We start from the raw sequence: 16275 nt of genomic DNA on the forward strand, positions 1-16275 counted from the left end.
TCGTGCAGCTCAATAAATAGTGCGGACATCACCGGCTCCATAAAGGGCGCGATTGTTTACAGCTCGGCAGCGTTAAAAGTGTCTCCGCCGGTGATCGTACCGTTGTTGAAGCCTTTGTAGAACCAGCGTTTCCGCTGCTCCGACGTCCCGTGCGTGAAGCTGTCAGGGACTGCATAGCCCTGGGCCTGCTTCTGGATCGTATCATCGCCGACAGCGCTCGCCGCCGTCAGCGCCTCCTCCAGATCGCCCTCCTCCAGCAGATTCATCCCCTGGGCATGGTTCGCCCAGACTCCAGCCAGATAATCCGCCTGCAGCTCAAAGCGGACCTGATATTTGTTGTATTCCGTCTCGCTCAAGCTGCGGCGGAGGGAATCCAGCTGCTTGGTCGTTCCAAGCAGAGTCTGCACGTGATGCCCAACCTCATGGGCGATGACATAGGCCATTGCAAAATCACCCGGCGCCTTAAAGCGCTGCTGCAGCTCGTCATAGAAGCTCAGGTCGATATACAGCTTGCTGTCCCCCGGACAATAAAACGGTCCGACCGCCGAGCTTGCGGTTCCGCAGGCCGAATTCACGCTGCCGCTATACAGCACCAGTGTAGGATCAGTGTAAGTCATCCCCTGCTCCGCAAACAGGTCACTCCACACATCCTCCGTATCCGCCAGCACCACTGAGACAAATTGGGCCAGCTCCTGCTCCTCGGCCGTCTCCTGATAAGGGGCATTGGAGGTGGTGGTTCCGCCTGAAGTCAGATTGCCCAGGATATCCCCGACATTCCCGCCGCTCAGCAGCGTGACTACAACCACCAGAATAATGCCTCCGATCCCGCCGCCGACCAGCTTCCCGCCACCGCCGCCGCTGCCTCTGCGGTCCTCCACATTCGAGCTGCCTCTTCTTCCCTGCCACTTCATGGTGTCTTTCCTCCAGTCCGTTTACATTAATGGATTATTGTTTCCGTAACAATCCGGACATTCCGGATTCTTGCGATAACAGCAAAACCAGCAAAACCTTATTAATGTTTGTTTGCTAACGCTTAATAGTGTTATACCCAAAATCGGCAGGGTGCGACTGCTGGGAAATTGAGGTAATCGCCAGGGATTTCGATGGACCCGTTTAACAGTCTGCCGGGAGTGCGGCTTCAGATAAAAATCTAGTGTCAGCTGCATGTTTTGTGTGGGGGTCATGTATTGTGTGGGCTTCATGTAATTAGTTGGATTTTCGCCACCTAATTTCTTTGGTTCCCCACTTTTTCAAATCCTAAGTGGAAAAATGCCACTTAATTTAAGCCACAACCCCCTTTTAGGGCGAAAATCGTAAAATTAAGCAGCCTTTTTCCACCTAATTTCCAAGTTAAGTTGTTTTAGCGAGAATTAGTTGGCGATTTTCCACTTATTTCATTGGTGTGTCCTGCGGAGTATCATAAAAAGCTCAAGCTGCAGGCTCGCTTGAGAAACAACTCCAAGCCCCTACACAAAACCAGTGTGGCCCGCCAATACTCTGGCGGGCCACACTGGTTTTATTTGCAACATAGAGTGATTTAATTAATAAGCCCGCAGTTGAGCGTGCTCCATTCCCCGCCAGTCAAGCTCTCCGGTACGCCTTGTTACAGAGGCGCGCCGCCCAGCGACTCGCGCAGCCGGAGCATGTCCTCGGGCCACGGATCGGCCACTACGGTCAGCTCTCGGGTCCAGGGGTGGCGGAAGGCCAGCGCTTCGCCATGCAGCGCCTGGCGCCCGGGCTCAGCCAGTCCCCAGCGGGGCCCGCCATACAGGTCATCCCCAATGAGCGGATGGCCGGCATAGCTGAGGTGAACGCGGATTTGATGCGTCCGCCCGGTCTCGAGCTCGACCTGCAGGGCGGTTGCCCCGCGCAGCACCTCGCGCCCGGTAATCCGCGTCACCGCCGGCTGGCCGCCGGGCGACACCCGCCGCCGCGATGCATGATGCCGGTCGCGGCCGATCGGCGCGTCGATGACGGTGAGCTCAGCCGGCACAGCGCCCTCAGCAATGGCTGCATAACGGCGCGAAATGTCCTTGCTGCGCATATCCTCATCGAGTACCAGCTGCGCGTACTCATTCTTCGCATACAGCACCGGACCGGTCGTATCCTTGTCCAGACGGTGGATATGGCGCACGGCAATGCCGCCGCCGGAAGCGGCGTAATGACCGGCCACCAGATGGTCCAGCGTAGTATCCGAGCCGCTGCCGTCCGGGTGGACCGCCATGCCCGCAGGCTTATGGACGACGAGGCAGAAGTCGTCTTCATACAGCACCTCCGCCTCCTGCCATACCGGCTCTATCCCGGCTTCCCGCTGCGGCCAAAGCGCCAGCCGCAGCCGGTCGCCCCGCCACTGGATGCCGCCTTCGCGGCGCAGCCGGACATGGAGCTTCGCCGGCATCCCGGCAGTCTCCAGCAGCCAGCGGTCAATCGCAGCCTCCTTATCGGCCGCTCCGGTGACAGCCCGTCCAGGCATGGCTTCAAGCCATTCCCCGCGCCGTTTCCAGGAGCCGCCGCCTTGGACCGCCTTGTTCCCGGCAGCCTCTGCCGGCTTGTTCTCAGCGCTCTTTACAGCGTTGTCCCCGCTGCTTTTGGCGGCCTTATCCCAACTGCCTGTTACCGCCTTGTCACCGGCGCCCTTAGCAGCCTTATTTCCACTGCCCTGGACCGCCTTATCCCAGCTGCCCTTTACCGTCTTGTTCCCGCTGCCTTTTGCGGTCATATCCCAATTGCCTCTTACCGCTTTATCCTCAGCGGCCTTTAATGCCCTATTCTCTCCGCCTTTTGCAGGCTTATCCCAGCGGCCTCTTGGCGCTTTATCCCAGCTGCCCTTTACTGCCTTATTCTCGCCGCCTCTTGCAGGCTTATACCAACGGCCTGTTGACGTCTTGTCCCAACCGCCGCTTCCCGGCTTCTCCCTGCCGCCAGCCGTCACAGTGACTTCAGCGCCTGATAGTGCGCCTCAAGCGTATCGTCGATATCCTGCTCGCTGTGCACGCCTGACACGAACATGCCCTCGAACTGGGAAGGCGGCACACTGATGCCCTGGTCGAGCATTTTGCCGAAGTAGCTGCGGAAATGCTCAAGATTACTGGTCTTGGCCGTTTCGAAGTTATAGACTGGCCCTTCCGTGAAGAACGGGCAGACCATCGAGCCGATCCGGTTGATCGTCAGCGGGATGCCGGTGTCAACGCTGTTGCGCTTAAGCCCTGCTTCCAGACGCGCGCCCAGCGTTTCCAGCCGGTCGTACACCTCCGGCGTGAGCAGCTTCAGCGTGCTGTAACCGGCAGCCATCGCCAGCGGATTACCGCTGAGTGTACCGGCCTGATAGATCGGCCCAGCCGGAGCCATCTGCTCCATAATCTCCCTGCGGCCGCCGTAAGCGCCGACCGGAAGACCGCCGCCGATGACCTTGCCGAAGCAGGTCAGATCCGGTTCAATACCGAACAAGCCCTGTGCACAGCTGATGTTCACCCGGAAGCCGGTCATCACCTCGTCAAAAATCAGCAGCGCCCCATACCCCGTAGTCACCTTCCGCAGACCCTCAAGGAAGCCCGGCTGCGGCGGCACAACGCCCATATTGCCGGCAATCGGCTCGACGATGACTGCGGCGATTTCGTTGCCGTAGCGTTCAAAGGCGATTTTGACACCTTCCAGATCGTTGTAAGGTACAGTGATCGTGTTCACCGCTACCCCTTCCGGCACTCCCGGGCTGTCCGGCAGACCCAAGGTTGCGACGCCCGAGCCGGCTTTGATCAGCAGGCTGTCCGCATGGCCGTGGTACGAGCCTTCGAATTTAAGGATTTTGCTGCGTCCGGTGTAGCCGCGGGCCAGACGGATGGCGCTCATGGTAGCTTCCGTACCGGAATTAACCATCCGTACAATATCAACGGACGGTACCCGCTCAACGACCAGCTTGGCCATTTCCGTCTCCAGCAGCGTCGGCGCGCCGAAGCTTGTCCCTTTTACCGCAGTCTCCTGCAGCGCTTTGACCACCTCCGGATGCGCATGTCCCATAATGAGCGGACCCCAGGAGCAGACATAGTCGATAAAGCTGTTGCCGTCGATATCATAAATACGCGAGCCGATCCCGTGATCCACATACACCGGTGTCAGGCCAACCGATTTGAACGCCCGCACCGGGCTGTTCACCCCGCCGGGAATATACTGCTTGGCTTCTTCAAAAGCGTTCCGGGAAGCCTCTTCCCGGCGCGATAATGGCACATTGCCCATGTAATTCACTCCTGTTCTGTTCTTTGGTTATCCGCGCAGCCAGCGGGCCGCATCCTTGGCAAAATAAGTGATAATAATGTCCGCGCCAGCCCGCTTCATGCCGGTCAGCATTTCCATTACGATGGCTTTTTCATCGATCCAGCCCTGGAGTGCAGCAGCTTTGACCATCGAATACTCCCCGCTCACATTGTAAGCCACCAAAGGCAGATCAAACTGGTCGCGGATCGTCCGGATCACATCGAGATAAGCCAGCGCCGGTTTAACCATCAGCATGTCGGCACCTTCCAGCACATCGGAGTCCGCTTCGCGGATCGCTTCCCGCAGGTTGGCCGGGTCCATCTGGTATGTTTTGCGGTTGCCGAACTGCGGCGCAGAATCAGCAGCCTCGCGGAAAGGGCCGTAGAAGGCGGAGGCGTATTTTACCGAATAGGACATAATGGGCACATGCTCAAATCCGTTCTCATCCAGCCCGGCACGAATGGCCTGCACAAACCCGTCCATCATGTTCGAAGGCGCGATAATATCCGCCCCGGCCTTGGCCTGCGATACCGCCGTGCGGGTCAGCAGCTCCAGCGAAGCGTCGTTGATGACATCCCCATGCACCACGCCGTCAACCACATGAGTATGAACCATGCCGCAATGGCCGTGGTCCGTGAACTCACACAGACAGGTATCAGCTACTACCAGCAGCTCGGGGTACCATTGTTTGATCAGGCGTGTCGCCTCCTGCACAATCCCGTCATCGGCAAAACCGGACGATCCCACCGCATCCTTCGTCTCCGGAATCCCGAACAGCAGAACCGCCGGAATTCCCAGCGCCGCAATTTCATCCACCTCAGCCTTCAGCATATCAAGCGAAAAATGATACACGCCCGGCATCGAGCCAATCTCCGTCTTCACACCTGTCCCGTAGGTCACAAAAATCGGCTGGATCAGATCCAGCGTATTCAGCACAGTCTCCCGCACCATCCCGCGGATTCCGGCTGTACCGCGCAGACGGCGGTGCCGGGTAATTGGAAAGCTCATTGATGTATCCTCCTGTGTATTTAATATGTAAAAAAAGTCCGGCAGCACTGAGCAATGTCAGCGAATGTCCGGAATACCCTTGATGTTGATCGGTCGGGAGGGCTCCCCCGCCTCAAACTAACGTTAACTGCACGCTGTACAACTATTACTCCAGTTTTCCCCCGAGTAACCAGATTAGTTGTATTTTGCGCAGCTATTCTGGCGGAAAAAGCGATTTCCAGCCGTTTTAAGCAGAGTTAGTTGTATAAAGTGCAGCTATTCCATACAGCAGCCGAATATGACCGGGTTTAGTTGCACAAAGTGCAGTTAACCCGCACCAGAACAGTGTTACCTGCCCTATTTCAGACTCCGGCGCATCTTACAACAGCATAGCTCATCCAGCCAGTACTCTAATGTGCTCAACACTTCCGCAGACATCCGGCGCATTTCACAACATGCAGCATAGCTCATCCAGCCAGCACCCTAATGTCCTCAACACTTCAGCAGACATCCGGCGCATCTTACAACAACGTAGCTCATCCAGCCAGCCCACAAACGCGTTCTGCACTTCCGCAGACATCCGGCGCATTAACGACAAACAGCCTGTCCAAGCCGCCTAGCTAACCAATGTCATCTGTACCATCAGCCGGCTTGTAACAGGCAATCCTGCCATTCACTCTGGCGATCCTCTGCCGTAAGCAGCTATCCTTGCCGCTTCGCCTGCTGGGGATGAAGCCCCTATCTTACTCTCGTTGACTCGTTCCAGCGGCACAGCTCCTGTACCAGGCCTTCGATCGTAGCCTCGTCCGGCAGCAGGCCGGGGGTTAGGCCGGCAGCAACGGCGGTTTCCTCGGTCACCGGGCCGATGCAGGCGATCTTTACGCCGGCCAGCACGGCCACCGGGTCTTCCAGGCCCATGCGCTTCAGGATTTCGATGAAATTGCGCACGGTCGAGGAGCTGGTGAATGTAACCGCATGGATGCGGTTTTCCTCGAGCAGGCGCAGCAGCTCGATATCGTCTTCGCCCGTCACCACCGTCTCGTAGGTGTCGATCTCGGTCACTTCCAGCCCAAGCTCGCGCAGCTTGGCCGGAAGCCACTCCCGCGCGAGGTCCCCGCGCGGCAGCAGCACCTTCTGGCCCGCCTCTAGCCGCGGGCCAAACGCCTCCAGCAGCCCTTCCGCCTGGAAGCGGGCGGGCAACTCCTCGGCCACCAGCCCCCGCTCCGCCAGCGCGGCGGCTGTGGCCGGCCCCACCGCGCCGATCCGGGCGCGGTGCAAACCGCGGATATCCACCTTAAGCTCCGCCAGGTGACGCCAAAAGAACTCCACGCCGTTAGGGCTCGTGAAGAAAACCCAGTCATAGGCTTCCAGCGCCCCCAGCGCGGAAGCTATGGCGGCTTTCTTCCCGGCATCCTCCGGCATGACCGTCTCAATCACCGGGAACTCGTACGGCTCGCCGCCGAGCTCCTCAATGCGGTCCACCAGCTCGCTTGCCTGGCTGCGGGCGCGGGTCACCACGATGCGCTTGCCGAACAGCGGCAGCGCCTCGGCCCACATCAGCTGCGGGCGCTGGCGCACCACTTCGCCTACCACAATGACCGCCGGCGGCTGGAAGCCGGCCGCTGTTACCTTCGCCTCAATGTCGGCGAGCGTACCGGTCAGCGTCTCCTGCTCGGCGCGCGTGCCCCAGCGCACCAGCGCCACCGGCGTCTCCGGCGGACGGCCGTGCTTGATCAGCTGGCCGCTGATGTAGCCGATTTTGGCTACACCCATCAGAAAGACCAGCGTTCCCGTAGCATTCGTAACCTTGTCCCAGTGGATGGAATGGTCCAGCTTGTCCGGGCTTTCATGCCCGGTAATAATCGACAGGGAGGACGCATAGTCCCGGTGTGTGACCGGGATGCCGGCATATGCCGGCACGCTGATGGCCGAGGTAATGCCCGGCACAATCTCATAATAGATGCCGTTCTGGCGCAGCAGCTCTGCTTCTTCGCCCACCCGGCCAAAGATCGTCGGGTCCCCGCCCTTAAGACGCACCACCGTTTTGCCTTCCAGCGCCAGATCAACCAGAAGCTGGTTGATCTCCTCCTGCTTCATGGTGTGGCGGTCGGGCAGCTTGCCTACATAGATTTTCTCCCCGCCGGACTTCATATGCTTGAGCAGCCTCGGACTGGCAAGACGGTCATAGACCAGCACATCCGCTTTGCGGATACACTCCAGCCCTTTTACTGTAATCAGCTTTGCATCTCCCGGACCGGCACCTACCAGATATACTTTCCCCGTCTTCTCCGCCATCTCCATCATCCCCTTGTATCCGCCAAAATCTTCTCCGCACCCCGGGCAATCAGCTTGCGGGCCACTTCTTCACCAAGCTGTACCGGGTCAGTCCCCGTAAGCGTCTCTTTAAGAATCACCGAACCGTCCGGTGTTCCGACCATCCCTGTCAAAGTAATTACCCGTCCGGCAGGATTATTTGACCCGGCAAGACCGGACTCCTCCGCTTTCCCAGAAACCGCTTCTGCCACTTTTTCTTGATCCTCCGGACTTTCTGCCGTTGCTACTTTCCCTTCAGCCCCAAGCACCGCAAATGCGCCAATCGGTACCTGGCAGCCGCCGTTCAGCGCACCAAGAAACGTCCGTTCTGCAGCTACCGTAAGCGCTGTCTGCTCATCATTGTACAGCGCCAAAAGCTTGCGCAGCTCGCTGTCGTCCTCACGGCATTCAATGCCAAGCGCACCCTGGCCTACTGCCGGCAGACATACCTCCGGCTCCAGATAGGAGGTTACCCGGTCCTGCCAGCCCATCCGGGTCAGGCCGGCGGCGGCCAGCAGAATGGCGTCGTATTCGCCGTTCTCCAGCTTCTTCAGCCGGGAATCAATGTTGCCGCGTACCGGCTCAATCACCAGATCAGGGCGCAGCGCGGCCAGCTGGCTGGAGCGGCGCAGGCTGCTTGTGCCTACGCGCGCACCCCTCGGCAGCTCCTCAAGGCTTGCCGCAGCCGTGGCAATCAGACAGTCGCGCGGGTCGACCCGCTTCGGCACCGCCCCGTTAATCAGCCCCTCCGGCAGCTCGGATGGCATATCCTTCATACTATGTACGGCCATATCAATGACTTTATCGAGCATGGCCTGTTCAATTTCCTTTACGAACAGCCCTTTGCCGCCCACCTTGGATAAGGTGACATCGAGAATCCGGTCGCCCTTGGTAATGATTTTGTGCACCTCAAAGGTGAACCCGAAGCCATGCTTCTCACTAAGCCGCGTCAGATCGTCGATGACATGCCCCGTCTGGGTCAGCGCCAGCGCGCTTTGTCTGCTGCCTACAATAATTTTGCGCATTCTCATCTTCCTCCCGGTATCGCTTCTTCTCCCGCCACTATTCCCGCCATAGTACTCTTTTACAGTCTGCGGCAGGCAATTATATACGTTGAACCTTCTATGCGTTTCAGCCTCATTTCCCTGAGATCAATTGTACAGAATGCAATAGAATGATTGTCCCGGCTGTTCAGCAAGGATTCTGTTGCACAAAGTGCAATCACTTCCAGCATCCAGGGTCCGGCGCTTCTTCCGGCACTTCCTTCCGCCGCTATTCCTCCCGGTTCGCCGTAATCCACGCCCGGGCTGTCTCCGGCGTCCATTGTATAAAGGTGCCCTGACGCAGCTGATTCAACACATCCAGCTGCCCGAGCCGGTGCAGCAGCCGTCTGCGGACTTCGGCAGAGGCTTCCTGCCGCTTAATCTCGGACCGCATCATGTGCAGAAAATCCAGATAAGGCTCATACTCCTCACCCAAAACCTCCGCCAGCTGCGCGGTAATCTCAGCCGCAGCAGAGGGTCCAGCGCCTGATGTGGAGACGGCCACGGTCAGCCTTCCCCGGCGCAGAACCCCCGGTGTAATGAAATTTCCCGCTTCCGCATGACTGGCTACATTCACCGGCAGTCCAAGCGCCTTGGCTTCGGCAGCCGCTGCTTCATTTACCGCATGATCACTGCTCGCAGCGTATACCAGAAAGGCGCCCCGGACATCTCCAGATTCATAAGCGCGGCTAATCCATTGTATTCTGCCTTCCCCGGCCAGCCCGGAGAGCACAGCCGTAAGCCCCGGACTGATCACCGTAACCACGGCTCCTGCTTCAAGCAGAGACTGTACCTTGCGCTCCGCCACAGTTCCGCCGCCGATTACCACAATCTTTTGCCCGCTGACATCCAGCATAACCGGCAAATACCCCGCCATCCCGCTCACCTCCCGCTCCAGCCGTGAAATTCAGAAAGCGAGTTCAACAGGAAATTGAGAATAATGAAAGCATACCCCGAAATCGCCCAGCGGGCCATCACCATACCGCTTTTACGGCCGGATCTTTTCAGCAGAATATAGGTTATATATACCCCCAGCCCGACCATTGTGGTCAGTACCTTGGAATCCTGAAACAGCGGCGTCCGCCCCTCGGCAATGATCGACATCCCCGCCAGCACCAGTGACACCACCAGCAGCGGAACACCGGCCAGTATCGCCGTATATGAATATTTGTCCATCGTCTCGAGGCTCGGCAGCCGCCGGATGCGGTCATCCCATTTTTTATTCTTCAGCTTCATATGCAGGAACAGGTACATTATCGCAAAAACCGTCCCCAGTGTCAGTGCGCCAAAGCTCAGATTGGCCAAAATAATATGCATCGCCAGCCAGCCGTGCACCGCCCTCCAGCTCTCCAGACCATGATCTGCCGCCGTCAGCCATACCCGGTTCAGCAGAAACACACTGAAGCCGGCACCGCTGAGCAGCAGAATGGTAAATTCCCCGCCGCGAGTATAGGCAATGGCCAGCGACGTAATGACGATAATGAAGGAGAACCAGAACAGGAAATCATAAGGGGTGAAAATCGGCAGCCCGCCCTCCTGGGAGAAACGGACCGCAAGTCCCGCCATCTGCAGCAGGCCCACAACAGCAAGAAGCCCTGTGCCCAGCCGCTTTCCGCCCGGATTACGCCTTAGGCAATCCGAGAAAATAAACAGCAGGCTCAGGGCATATAGCAGCAGAGCGGCATCATATATTCCGTTCAGCAGTTGCATGGTGCTCACCCGCCCAGCAGGCCTGCCGGAGCAAAAACGGTCTTAGGCACAATGAATTCAGCAGCGGATACACGTTCATCCTCTTTTTTCTGCTTCTGCGCAGGAGCTGGTCTGCTTCCGCTTCCGCCGCCGGCTTCAAGCTGCTCCTGCAGGGCAAAGATCTGCGTGAAATACGCAAGCGCTTCGGTCCCCTGGTCTCCGCCGGACATCTCCTTGATTACATTGATCGGATCATGCATCATCTGGTTCACGATGCTCTTCGTCAGGCGGCGGATCACCTTGCGCTGATGCTCATCCAGCTCCGGCAGCTTGTTGAACAGGCTGTCCATTGTATCTTCATAAATGGCATTCGATTTGTCCTGCAGTGCGCGGATAACCGGTCTGACACCAAGCGTCTTCAGCCAGACCTGGAACTCCTCCATCTCTTCGGCAATCATCACTTCAATCTTCGCCGCTTCGCTGCGGCGCATTTCCAGATTGCTCTCCACGATGCCTTCCAGATCATCAATATCATACAGGAATACACCCTGTACATTCGCAGCTTCCGGATCAATATCACGCGGAACGGCAATGTCGATCATGAACAGCGGCCGCGACGGGCGCCGCTTCATGCCGGCGGATACCTGATCCGCAGTCAGCACATAGCCTTCAGCTCCGGTGGAGCTGATCACAATATCGACCTCATCCAGATGCTGCAGCGCATCATCAATCGTGCTCGGTTTGCCGGAGAACTTCTCCGCCAGCTCTACCGCCCGCGATAGCGTACGGTTCGCGACAATCACTTCAGCCGCGCCGCTGCTGTACAGGTGCTTGACGGTAAGCTCGCTCATTTTGCCGGCGCCGAGAATCAGCACTCTTTTACCGGTGAACATGCCGAAGATCCGCTTACCCAGCTCAACAGCCGCATAGCTCACCGAAACGGCGCTCTCCCCGATCGAGGTCTCATTATGCGCACGTTTGCCGAGCGTCACCGCCTGCTTGAACAGCTGGTTGAACCAGGTGCCGGTCACTCCCTCGCTCTGGGCAGTCAAAAAAGAATTGCGCACCTGCCCCAGAATCTGCGTCTCACCAATCACCATGGAATCCAGACCGCAGGTTACGCGGAACAGATGGGCAATTGCCTGCTCATCCTCATATATATACATATGCTGCGTAAATTGCTCACTTTTCACATTGAACCACTGCTCCATAAAGCTGCGGATGAAATATCCGCACATATGAAGGCGGTCTACGACCACATAAATTTCCGTCCGGTTACAGGTGGCAACAACGACACCTTCCAGCACGCTCTTGGTCTTCATCAGCTGATGAAGCGCTTCGGGCAGATCCTTCTCGGCAAAAGCGAACTGCTCTCTCACCTCAACGGGAGCCGTACGGTAATTCAGGCCAACGACGACAATGTGCATCGCTTGTTCACCATCCTAGTCTCTATTCAGTGGTGCAGGCACTGTCTTTCACATTTTCTCAAATCACGTGTGTTAAGTATATCACATCAATATAAGGCTTTTTACAAAACCTTTGAATTCTTTATGACATCCAGATAATAATTATTATAAATAAAAAACTACAAAAGCACTATGGTTTATGATGGGTTATTTTCATTTTATTTATAGGTCAGACGAAACGAAGCACCATTCCTGTTTTGTCATCCGAAACCTTCAGACGGGGAACAGCCAGCAGCATGGCATCCTCCTGCTCTCTAGTGTACAGCTCATCCGTATAGCCATTCAGCCCTTTTGCCTCCATATTGTCCAGCAGGCTTTCCCAGCTCTCCGCACCCGAGTATAAGCCGTCTGTTATCAAATATAGATTCTCCACATTGGCCCGGTTGAATGTACCCTTTTCCAGAAAAAGCGGGAACTCCGGGCTGCCGTTCATCACACCGTAACCTTCGAGCGTATTTGCCTTTCTGCGGTTATCCTGCAGCAGCGGGAGCAGCAGCCTGCGCAGCTCATGGGGATCTTCAACTCCTGCCGCACGCAGCTCCGCCATCCGGTTCAGCGTCAGCCTGTCTATATGGGCCACCTGGGTATGCGTTAGCGCCCTGACCGCGCCACCCCTGTATTTGCACAGCAGCATACAGTCTCCTGACTGAATATAGTCGATAGAATACGGATTTACTTTGACAATGACATAGGCAGCTGACCATAGCGCAGAAGCATCCAGGACATCCACACCTTCAGCTTCCATTACCTCGCGTAAACGTGTGTTGGCCTGGACCGCTATCTTTTCCAGCTCCTGCCCGTCCGCCTGCCCGAAAAAGGCAGCAGCCAGCTGTGCAGCCAGATACCCTCCGGTCATTCCCTCCTTGTTGCGGTAAGGTGACAGCGAGGTGGCCCCGTCCACGACTCCGTAAATCTTCGCATTTTCATTGACGATCAGCGCATCCTCATTCCATTGCCCGTCCCCTTGCAGCGTATATTTTTCCAATGTCCAATGGCTTATGCTTACCATGTCTCTCCCCCTTCCGTTCCTCTAACAGCAAGTAACTGATCCCTTTACATTTCGCATAGAGCACCCGTTTTTCCTTTATAAGCCCAATCCATTCAGATTAGTCAATATAAATGTCATATTTAATGACACAAAAACAAGGATTGACACATATAATCCACAATGATAGCATATATAAAAATAACAAAAGTCATAATATCTAACACAAACATTACAACATTATAACTCTTGTATAAGCTCATTAATCCGGTTTGAGCGTTTCTACAGGCAACCGTAAATTGCCCCAGGCTACAAGAGACTCCGCAAGAACGAAGAAGCTTGAATCCGTGCTGCCGCAGAAGTTACTGTGACAGCCCGCTTTTAGCGACCTTTGCTCTGCAGGCGTCTCTTGTATTCCGGGGTATTTTTGCATATTCAGACAAAGGGAGTGAAGGTCATGAGCGCATCGTATGCACGGCTCAGTGAATCCATCAGCAGCGCCAAGAACGTGAGAATCTACAAAAATAAGGATACCGCCTATGATTTCAAGCTGTACCCTTTTGGTGAGCGGGGCACCTATATCCATCCCGAGCTGATCAGTGAAATCACCGATAATCTGGCCAGCAGCATTACGGAGCAGTTTCCGGCTTTCGATTATATCGTATCGCCCGAGCCGGGCGGTCACACCTGGGGAATGCTGGCGGCCTACAAGCTGAACAAACCGATGAACATCCTGCGGCTCAGCACCGAGCTGTACGACAATTATGAGGTATGTATCAAGCGGGAGACGGCGTATAACGAGAATTACATTTATTTTGACGGCTTCACGGCCGGGGACCGGGTGCTTATTCTCGATGATGTCATCAGCTCGGGCGCAACGATCCGCTGCATCGCTGATCAAATGAAGATCATGGGCATTGAGCTTGTCGGGGTACAGGGCATTCTGGCCAAAGGCGAGCATTACAGACAGCTGGAAGCAGACTACGGGATTCCTGTACGGGTGCTGTCGGCGGTATAACGGACGGTTTTTATGAAAGAATACTGCGGATTTTCCAAAAGCGGGCTGCATACAGCAACAGTTGAGGAGCCGCACTCACCATACACTTAAGGAGTGAAAACAATGGCTTATTATTATGAGCAGCCGTCCAGAACGTTCAGCGAATTTCTGCTCGTTCCAAATCTGACGACCAAAGCATGTATCCCGGGCAATGTGGATCTGCGCACCCCCGTAACCAAATTCAAACGCGGCGAGACTCCGGCGCTGACCATGAACCTTCCGGTTACCTCTGCCGTTATGCAGGCGGTCTCTGACCATAATATGGCGATTGCCCTGGCCAAAAGCGGCGGCATCTCCTTCATCTACGGCTCCCAGTCCGTCGAGCAGCAGGTGGAGATGGTCCGCCGAGTCAAAAAATTCAAGGCAGGCTTTGTCGTAAGCGACGCTAACCTCCGTCCGGAGGATACCCTGCAGGATGTTCTGTCCCTTAAAGCCCGCAGCGGCCACTCCACCATCGCCATTACTGATAACGGGGAGCCGACCGGCAAGCTGATGGGGATCGTCACCAGCCGCGACTACCGTGAGAACCGGCTGCCGCCGGAATGCCCGATTACAGAGTTCATGACCCCGCTCTCCTCTCTGATCTACGCCCAGGAAGGCATTACCCTGACCGAAGCTAATGATATGATCTGGGACCACAAGCTGAACTGTCTGCCGATCGTGAACAGCGAAGGCAATCTGATGTACCTGGTCTTCCGCAAGGATTATGACAGCCATCAGGAATATCCGCTGGAGCTTCATGACAGCAACAAGCAGCTGATCGTCGGCGCAGGCATCAATTCGCGTGACTATAAGGAGCGGGTACCGGCACTGGTGGAAGCAGGAGCGGATGTGCTCTGCATTGACTCCTCGGACGGCTATTCCGAATGGCAGGCCGAGACGATCCAGTATATAAAGGAAACGTTCGGAGAAGCTGTAAAGGTTGGCGCCGGCAATGTGGTGGATAAGGAAGGTTTTCTGTATCTGGTCGAGGCTGGAGCGGATTTCATCAAGGTCGGAATCGGCGGCGGCTCCATCTGCATTACCCGGGAGCAGAAGGGTATCGGCCGCGGCCAGGCTTCCGCTGTAATCGAAGTAGCCGCAGCCCGCCAGGAATATTACGAGCAGACGGGAATTTACGTACCGATCTGCTCTGACGGCGGTATCGTTCATGACTACCATATCGTGCTTGCACTGGCGATGGGCGCAGATTTTGTTATGCTCGGCCGCTACTTTGCCCGTTTTGACGAGAGCCCGGGCCGCAAGCTGCTCGTAGGCGGGAACTTTGTCAAGGAATACTGGGGCGAAGGCTCCAGCCGGGCCCGCAACTGGCAGCGCTACGACTTCGGCAATGCCGACAAGGAGAGCAAGCTCGAATTCGAAGAAGGCGTCGATTCCTTCATCCCCTATGCCGGCCGGCTCAAGGATAACCTGGATCTCAGCATCAGCAAAATCAAATCAACCATGTGCAACTGCGGCGCACTGACCATCCCCCAGCTGCAGCAGCACGCCAAAATCACCCTTGTCTCCGCCACAACTATTTACGAAGGCGGGGCACATGATGTTATGCTAAAGGAGAAGGATCGTACATCCTGACAGATAATATCGACTCACAAGGAGCAGTGGTTATGAACGAATTACGCAAGGTACTGGTAAGCAAGGCAGAGCTGGAGAGCAAGGTGCGGGAGCTGGGCGCCATCATCTCACGCGATTATGAAGGCAAAGAGCTTGTGCTCATCGGCATCCTGAAGGGAGCCGCAGTATTCATGTCCGATCTGATGCGGGAGATCACCTTTCCTGTCGCCGTTGACTATATGTCTGTATCCAGCTATGGCAGCAGCGCTACCACCTCAGGTGTCATTACCATTAAGCAGGACATCGACACCGACATCCGCGGCAAGCATGTGCTGCTCGTCGAGGACCTGATCGACACCGGCCTTACCCTGCAGCACCTGAAGCAGCTCTTCGCCCTCCGCGAAGCCGCCAGCGTCCGTATCTGCACCATCCTCAGCAAGCCCTCCCGCCGCGTGGCCGATATCCCCATCGACTACAGCGGCATCGACATCCCCGACGAATTCGTCGTCGGCTACGGCCTCGACTACGCCGAGCAGTACCGCAACCTGCCGGAGGTATGGATTGTGGAGACGGATGGGGGGCATTAGGCTGTAGGAAATCGAGTAGGAGGCTACCCATTGACTGAGTAGCCGACCTCTCACACCACCGTACGTACCGTTCGGTATACGGCGGTTCAATCGCATTAGTGCAATTTACGTAATTGCTCGTACTGTGCTGGGAAGTCATAATATCCCGCCAGTGCGAGCTTTTCGTTTGTTATGGAACGAGACAGTACAGGGCTTCCGGCGATACGCCAATAGCCAAGTCGGGAATTCCCCCACTGGTAGGCCTGCCACTCCGGTATCCCTAGCTTGTGTAGGTTTTGCACCTTTGTTTTGGGCTTCTTCCATTGCTTCCAGATGTACATTCGCAGGCGTCTTCGCAGCCATTCGC

13 protein-coding genes, 1 pseudogene and 1 riboswitch are annotated in these 16275 nt (G+C 56.3%); of the genes and pseudogenes, 3 read left to right on the top strand and 11 right to left on the bottom strand.

The window, feature by feature from the left end; genetic code table 11:
- Window positions 1-56: 56 nt before the first annotated feature.
- From ypfJ to BLR64_RS23695, 10 genes are all read right to left on the bottom strand, one after another.
- Window positions 57-911, bottom strand: coding sequence for a KPN_02809 family neutral zinc metallopeptidase (gene ypfJ, locus BLR64_RS23645; protein WP_090718315.1), 855 nt, complete (start codon window positions 909-911; stop codon window positions 57-59).
- A 692-nt stretch (window positions 912-1603) separates the two neighbouring features.
- On the bottom strand, window positions 1604-2473 hold the full coding sequence (locus BLR64_RS23650; RefSeq protein WP_090718351.1) for an RluA family pseudouridine synthase: 870 nt from the start codon (window positions 2471-2473) through the stop codon (window positions 1604-1606).
- A gap of 455 nt (window positions 2474-2928) precedes the next feature.
- Window positions 2929-4230, bottom strand: a complete 1302-nt coding sequence (gene hemL / locus BLR64_RS23655) for a glutamate-1-semialdehyde 2,1-aminomutase (RefSeq protein ID WP_090718318.1) — start codon at window positions 4228-4230, stop codon at window positions 2929-2931.
- Between the two features lie 27 nt (window positions 4231-4257).
- Entirely contained in the window at window positions 4258-5256 is a 999-nt protein-coding gene (gene hemB, locus BLR64_RS23660) for a porphobilinogen synthase (protein ID WP_090718320.1), read from the bottom strand.
- Between the two features lie 717 nt (window positions 5257-5973).
- Window positions 5974-7530 carry a uroporphyrinogen-III C-methyltransferase gene (gene cobA / locus BLR64_RS23665; protein WP_090718323.1) on the bottom strand — a complete coding sequence of 519 codons (1557 nt, stop codon included), beginning with the start codon at window positions 7528-7530 and terminating at the stop codon, window positions 5974-5976.
- Between the two features lie 5 nt (window positions 7531-7535).
- Window positions 7536-8573, bottom strand: a complete 1038-nt coding sequence (gene hemC / locus BLR64_RS23670; protein WP_090718326.1) for a hydroxymethylbilane synthase — start codon at window positions 8571-8573, stop codon at window positions 7536-7538.
- Window positions 8574-8820: 247 nt separating this feature from the next.
- Entirely contained in the window at window positions 8821-9468 is a 648-nt protein-coding gene (locus tag BLR64_RS23680) for a precorrin-2 dehydrogenase/sirohydrochlorin ferrochelatase family protein (RefSeq protein ID WP_090718331.1), read from the bottom strand.
- Between the two features lie 5 nt (window positions 9469-9473).
- Window positions 9474-10301 carry a cytochrome c biogenesis protein CcsA gene (gene ccsA, locus BLR64_RS23685; protein WP_090718333.1) on the bottom strand — a complete coding sequence of 276 codons (828 nt, stop codon included), beginning with the start codon at window positions 10299-10301 and terminating at the stop codon, window positions 9474-9476.
- A gap of 5 nt (window positions 10302-10306) precedes the next feature.
- Window positions 10307-11707: a glutamyl-tRNA reductase gene (gene hemA, locus BLR64_RS23690; RefSeq protein ID WP_090718336.1), complete on the bottom strand. Its 1401-nt coding sequence runs from the start codon at window positions 11705-11707 to the stop codon at window positions 10307-10309.
- Window positions 11708-11915: 208 nt separating this feature from the next.
- Window positions 11916-12755, bottom strand: a complete 840-nt coding sequence (locus BLR64_RS23695) for a protein phosphatase 2C domain-containing protein (RefSeq protein ID WP_090718338.1) — start codon at window positions 12753-12755, stop codon at window positions 11916-11918.
- A gap of 205 nt (window positions 12756-12960) precedes the next feature.
- A riboswitch (purine riboswitch) is annotated at window positions 12961-13063 on the top strand.
- Window positions 13064-13188: 125 nt separating this feature from the next.
- On the opposite strand from BLR64_RS23695, the gene BLR64_RS23700 reads away from it, so the two are divergent.
- The 3 genes from BLR64_RS23700 to hpt all read left to right on the top strand — a co-directional run bounded on the left by BLR64_RS23700 (window position 13189) and on the right by hpt (window position 15929).
- A complete protein-coding gene (locus tag BLR64_RS23700; protein WP_090718340.1) occupies window positions 13189-13749 on the top strand; it encodes a phosphoribosyltransferase in 561 nt (186 codons plus the stop codon).
- 102 nt (window positions 13750-13851) lie between these two features.
- The gene (locus BLR64_RS23705) at window positions 13852-15363 is read left to right on the top strand and encodes an IMP dehydrogenase (protein ID WP_090718343.1); all 1512 of its coding nucleotides are present in this window, start codon (window positions 13852-13854) and stop codon (window positions 15361-15363) included.
- 32 nt (window positions 15364-15395) lie between these two features.
- The gene (hpt, locus tag BLR64_RS23710; RefSeq protein WP_090718346.1) at window positions 15396-15929 is read left to right on the top strand and encodes a hypoxanthine phosphoribosyltransferase; all 534 of its coding nucleotides are present in this window, start codon (window positions 15396-15398) and stop codon (window positions 15927-15929) included.
- Between the two features lie 95 nt (window positions 15930-16024).
- Here the strand turns inward: hpt and BLR64_RS30605 are convergent.
- Window positions 16025-16275: pseudogene (locus tag BLR64_RS30605) on the bottom strand (group II intron reverse transcriptase/maturase); the annotation flags it as partial.

The sequence above is a fragment of the Paenibacillus typhae genome (assembly GCF_900099765.1).
Taxonomy (GTDB): domain Bacteria; phylum Bacillota; class Bacilli; order Paenibacillales; family Paenibacillaceae; genus Paenibacillus_AQ; species Paenibacillus_AQ typhae.

What these genes read in the sequence shown, in the direction of transcription:
- ypfJ (WP_090718315.1), bottom strand. Translation starts at nt 911, where the DNA reads ATGAAGTGGCAGGGAAGAAGAGGCAGCTCGAATGTGGAGGACCGCAGA.
- BLR64_RS23650 (WP_090718351.1), bottom strand. Translation starts at nt 2,473, where the DNA reads ATGCCTGGACGGGCTGTCACCGGAGCGGCCGATAAGGAGGCTGCGATT.
- hemL (WP_090718318.1), bottom strand. Translation starts at nt 4,230, where the DNA reads ATGGGCAATGTGCCATTATCGCGCCGGGAAGAGGCTTCCCGGAACGCT.
- hemB (WP_090718320.1), bottom strand. Translation starts at nt 5,256, where the DNA reads ATGAGCTTTCCAATTACCCGGCACCGCCGTCTGCGCGGTACAGCCGGA.
- cobA (WP_090718323.1), bottom strand. Translation starts at nt 7,530, where the DNA reads ATGGCGGAGAAGACGGGGAAAGTATATCTGGTAGGTGCCGGTCCGGGA.
- hemC (WP_090718326.1), bottom strand. Translation starts at nt 8,573, where the DNA reads ATGCGCAAAATTATTGTAGGCAGCAGACAAAGCGCGCTGGCGCTGACC.
- BLR64_RS23680 (WP_090718331.1), bottom strand. Translation starts at nt 9,468, where the DNA reads ATGGCGGGGTATTTGCCGGTTATGCTGGATGTCAGCGGGCAAAAGATT.
- ccsA (WP_090718333.1), bottom strand. Translation starts at nt 10,301, where the DNA reads ATGCAACTGCTGAACGGAATATATGATGCCGCTCTGCTGCTATATGCC.
- hemA (WP_090718336.1), bottom strand. Translation starts at nt 11,707, where the DNA reads ATGCACATTGTCGTCGTTGGCCTGAATTACCGTACGGCTCCCGTTGAG.
- BLR64_RS23695 (WP_090718338.1), bottom strand. Translation starts at nt 12,755, where the DNA reads ATGGTAAGCATAAGCCATTGGACATTGGAAAAATATACGCTGCAAGGG.
- BLR64_RS23700 (WP_090718340.1), top strand. Translation starts at nt 13,189, where the DNA reads ATGAGCGCATCGTATGCACGGCTCAGTGAATCCATCAGCAGCGCCAAG.
- BLR64_RS23705 (WP_090718343.1), top strand. Translation starts at nt 13,852, where the DNA reads ATGGCTTATTATTATGAGCAGCCGTCCAGAACGTTCAGCGAATTTCTG.
- hpt (WP_090718346.1), top strand. Translation starts at nt 15,396, where the DNA reads ATGAACGAATTACGCAAGGTACTGGTAAGCAAGGCAGAGCTGGAGAGC.